Annotated in this window: 3 protein-coding genes and 1 pseudogene; 2 read left to right on the plus strand and 2 right to left on the minus strand. The window is 56.3% G+C overall.

The genetic code is table 11. The annotated features are described in order from the left end of the window. A partial coding sequence (locus tag L9Z73_RS26060; RefSeq protein ID WP_247407331.1) for an amidohydrolase family protein occupies positions 1-730 on the plus strand: 730 nt, incomplete at its 5' end. An 11-nt stretch (positions 731-741) separates the two neighbouring features. Next, positions 742-1,542, plus strand: coding sequence for an N-formylglutamate deformylase (gene hutG, locus L9Z73_RS26065; RefSeq protein ID WP_247407333.1), 801 nt, complete (start codon positions 742-744; stop codon positions 1,540-1,542). 835 nt (positions 1,543-2,377) lie between these two features. On the opposite strand, the gene L9Z73_RS26070 is transcribed toward hutG, so the two are convergent. Together L9Z73_RS26070 and L9Z73_RS26075 are read right to left on the minus strand one after the other, a co-directional pair. Beyond that, positions 2,378-3,091, minus strand: coding sequence for a hypothetical protein (locus L9Z73_RS26070; protein WP_247407335.1), 714 nt, complete (start codon positions 3,089-3,091; stop codon positions 2,378-2,380). Between the two features lie 368 nt (positions 3,092-3,459). After that, positions 3,460-4,398 (minus strand): annotated as a pseudogene (locus L9Z73_RS26075) (RHS repeat-associated core domain-containing protein); the annotation flags it as partial. Positions 4,399-4,420: the final 22 nt, after the last annotated feature.

The raw sequence follows: 4,420 nt of genomic DNA on the forward strand, positions 1-4,420 counted from the left end.
GCCGGTCAGCGTGCGCGCCACTTGCCTGGCCGCCCACGCCTTGCCGCCGGAGTACAAGGACCGCGCCGACGCCTACATCGATCACATCTGCGGCGAAATGCTCCCGGCCCTGGCCGCGGAAGGGCTGGTGGATGCGGTGGATGCGTTCTGCGAATACCTGGCGTTCTCGCCTGAACAGGTGGAGCGCGTGTTTAAAGTCGCCCGGCAACTCGGCCTGCCGGTGAAGCTGCACGCCGAGCAACTGTCGTCGCTGCACGGTTCCAGCCTGGCCGCGCGTTACCAGGCGCTGTCGGCGGATCACCTGGAATTCATGACCGAAGAAGACGCCATCGCCATGGCCGCTGCCGGCACCGTCGCGGTATTGCTGCCGGGCGCGTTCTACTTCCTGCGCGAAACCCAATTGCCGCCGATGGACGCCCTGCGCAAGCACGGCGTGAAGATCGCCATCGCCAGCGACCTCAACCCCGGCACCTCGCCGGCCTTGTCGGTGCGCCTGATGCTGAACATGGCCTGCACCCTGTTCCGCATGACCCCGGAAGAAGCCCTGGCTGGCGCCACCCAACATGCCGCCACCGCCCTGGGCATGGGCGCCACCCATGGGTCGCTGGAAGTGGGCAAGGTCGCCGACTTTGTCGCCTGGCAGATCGATCGTCCCGCCGACCTGGCCTACTGGCTGGGCGGCGAGCTTGAAAAACGCGTCGTGCGCCACGGCGTCGATGTCACTGTTTAAGGAGTCGCGCTGTGGATAAGGTTCTGAACTTCAAACAAGGCCGCGTACCGCTGCTGATCAGCATGCCCCACGCCGGCCTGCGCCTGACGCCTGCGGTTCAGGCCGGGTTGATCCTCGAGGCGCAAAGCCTGCCGGACACCGACTGGCACATCCCCGCGCTGTATGACTTTGCCGAAGAACTCGGCGCCAGCACCCTGGCAGCGGAGTACTCGCGGTTTGTCATCGACCTGAACCGGCCGTCCGACGATAAACCCTTGTACGTCGGCGCCACCACCGGCCTGTACCCCGCGATCCTGTTCGACGGCGTGCCGTTGTTCCGCGACGGCCTTGAGCCGTCCAAGGAAGAGCGCGCCACCTACTTGGAACACATCTGGACGCCATACCACCGCACCCTGCAAGACGAACTGGCACGGCTCAAGGCCGAATTCGGCTACGCGCTGTTGTTCGATGCACATTCGATCCGCTCGGTGATCCCGCACCTGTTCGACGGCAAGCTGCCGGACTTCAACCTCGGCACCTTCAACGGCACCGCCTGCGCTCCTGAACTGGCCAACCAATTGGAAGCCATCTGCGCCGCGAATCCGCAGTACACCCATGTGCTCAACGGGCGCTTCAAGGGCGGCCATATCACCCGGCATTACGGCAACCCGGCGCAGGACATTCACGCCGTGCAGTTGGAGTTGTGCCAGAGCACGTATATGGAAGAGTTCGAGCCGTTTCGTTATCGCGAGGATTTGGCGGGGCCGACGCGGGGGGTGTTGAAGCAGTTGTTGGACGGTTTTCTGGCGTGGGGGCAGAAGCACTACGGCTGAAATCGTTCCAAGTTGGGGGGGGGCGCCACTTCCAACACACCGCCCAGGCGCACAGTCAAATGTGCGTCAGGCAGGGAGGAACGGCTTCAGGCGTGTTGGTTAAAGACTCGCGTGTTTTTCAGGGCCGCCCACTGCGCGTTTTCGACATTGCCCATGGGCTGGGCCTTTACGTAACTCAGGGCAAGCAGTTGGCGAGAACCGAGCACGACCAGCCCTAACTGATATTGATAAATGCGCTCGGTACCTCTGCAGAACTGGTTGTGAGGGTAAATGGCGTCCACGTCCTGCTTGGCATCGTACTGATGTTACGTTGGCACGAGGTCTCGGTGAGATATTCAGACGATGATATTTCCCTTAGTTAGGGCTATCCAGATATGGAGATTGAAACAACTCAAAATACAGTTTGCTGTTTCCTCTCGGAAAGCAAACGTCTGCATCAATTCTCGAGACTAAATACATGTAGTAGTCATAGCCAAAATGAAACTCACAGACTGGCGATTTCAGCTTGCACCAAATCCTTTCTCTCAGTATTGCTGTGAGAACTGGGGCCAGCCGATCGACCTCAACTTCTTGCCCTTCCGTGTAAGGCTCGCCCTCGGAATTAAACTCAAGATTGTTAACTGTAAAAGAGGATGCGCCCAAGCACCGGCAAATACTGATAACTGTATTTATATAGTCGGTTTCGGTGAGCAGATACTCCTCTTCCGAAACGCTATTTCCAATGTCATGAAAGCTGGTCCAGTCGTCACCCTGCAGAGGCCCATATTTCGTAATTCGATAGGAGTATTTCATCTAATGAACCCTCAGGGTCAGCCCCCCCCTATTAATATTGTCATTAAGCGTAATAATCAATGAAGTCTTCCAGAGACGACTCGATTATGGCCTTTCTGAAGGGGCTTTTAATGACTTCTATTTGCGACAATATTCGTGTTTTCAGCTCGTTAGCTACTTCGGCCATGTCGTTATCCAATGCTTCGACTGTGTTGTCCGAGATGGTCTCAAGCAAAGCGCTCATCAATAGATATTCGTCATCGTTGGCCCGATTTTCATGATCAATGGGATCGTCCGGCTTGGTTGCCAGATAGTCCAACGGGTTGGACAGTTCGAAGCCAAAATACTCGTCGCCCGACAGGAGTATCGTGAGATCGTTTGCAAAGTTGACGCGGGTGAGGATTCTCCCCCCCATCGGCGCGGCCATGAAGCATGAGAGCCGTCTTTTTTTTGGGTCAAATAACCTGAGTGTGGTTTGTGGAACACTATAGAGCGATTTGTGAAGTTTGATTCGACCCGCGATAGTTTTTTCTATATTGATCTGTGCCGTGTGGTTCTCACCCGGGACCGAGAACCTTAGGCAGGCGAGGTCACCCTGTTCAGTGAATGAAAAAATGTCCGAGTTTTCTGAAATCCAATGCTCTGAACTCACATGCTGCTTATTTGATGCTTCGAGGCAGACGACGGAAGAGTTGGTGTCGAAAACCCATCTGACAGAAGCGTCTCCATAACATATCAGCGAGGTTTCTATGAGTTCAAGGTCAGGGATGATGAACATTATTAAAAACCTTCCATTTTTATTGCGGGAGGAATGAGACCACCATTGGGTCTCGGAATCGTCCCTTTCAGAATCATATCAGACGTTATCGGCAGACCAGGGTCAGTGGATTTTCCGCCGTAAATGGCGGCACCGCTTTCGCCACGGGGGCCGCTAGGTCCATAACTCGTAATGACATTTCCTTGGGCTCCACCTTTACCATGAGTTACCACAATGTTGCCCTCATTATGGAATATCAGGTTGCCATTTTTGGCTTGATAGATCCCTTGAGGACTACTTAGGACGTGTCGCTCCAGACCGCTATCCAGTCGCCCGTGATAATCCTTTCCGCGTCTGACTTTTCCGTTTTTTGCGTTACTGATGATTTTGGATACCGGACAGCCTGCGAATCCCAGTGGGTCGATCCAGGCAATCGGGTTTATACCGTAAGCATATAAATTCAGCCCTCCCGCCAACCCAATCGGATCCGGCGTCGTAAACCGCCCCACATCCGGATCGTAAAACCGAAACGTGTTGTAGTGCAGCCCGATTTCCCGATCCAGATACTGCCCCTGAAACCGCAGGTTCTGCTCTTCAATGTAGTAAGGCTCACGCACCTCTTCTACCGTGTTCCCCCACACCCGATAAGTCGCCCGCCACACCGTTTCCCCATCAGCTTCCGTCAGTTGCTCCGGCAACCCATTCAAGTCGTTGTGGTAATAGCGCACGCTCTGGTGTTCGCCCACGCCATCAACCCGGGCCAGCGGCGTATAGCCATCGTCCTCATAGAGATACAGGCTGGTTTGACTATGCCGATGCTCCTGCAGCAGGCGCAGGCTATCCCAGGTGAAGCGGGTTTCTCCCAGCGCATAACCCCGGCTGTCGTGTTCGGTTTTGGCGATGCGTCGGCCAAGCGGGTCGTAGGTCATGTTCACGACCGTTTCTCGCTCGCCTTTTTGGCTGCGCACTTGGATCAAGCGGTGTTCAGCGTCGTAAGCGAAATGCTGCACACCTCGCGCAGCACTGCGCTTTTCGATCATTCGGCCAAAGCCGTCGTAGCGGTAACGCTTGTCCTGATAGGTCAGCAATCGGTTATGGCGCACCAAGCCGCCAGAGGTTTGCGGGCCGTCGAGCAGGTTGGCGGCGGCGTCGTAGGCGAAGGTTTCGCGCTGACCTTGAGTGTTGTCCTGGGTGGCGATGATGCGGCCGGTGGCGTCGTAGTGCAGCAGTTGGCGGTGTTGCGCTGCGGGTTGCTGGTCGAGTTTGCCGATCAGGTTGTCGGCGGGGTCGTACTCGAAGTGCTTTTGCGCCGCTGCCGGCATCATCGCCACCCAGGACAACACTCAAGGT

This window comes from Pseudomonas emilianonis (genome assembly GCF_023072625.1).
Taxonomy (GTDB): Bacteria; Pseudomonadota; Gammaproteobacteria; order Pseudomonadales; family Pseudomonadaceae; genus Aquipseudomonas; species Aquipseudomonas paraveronii.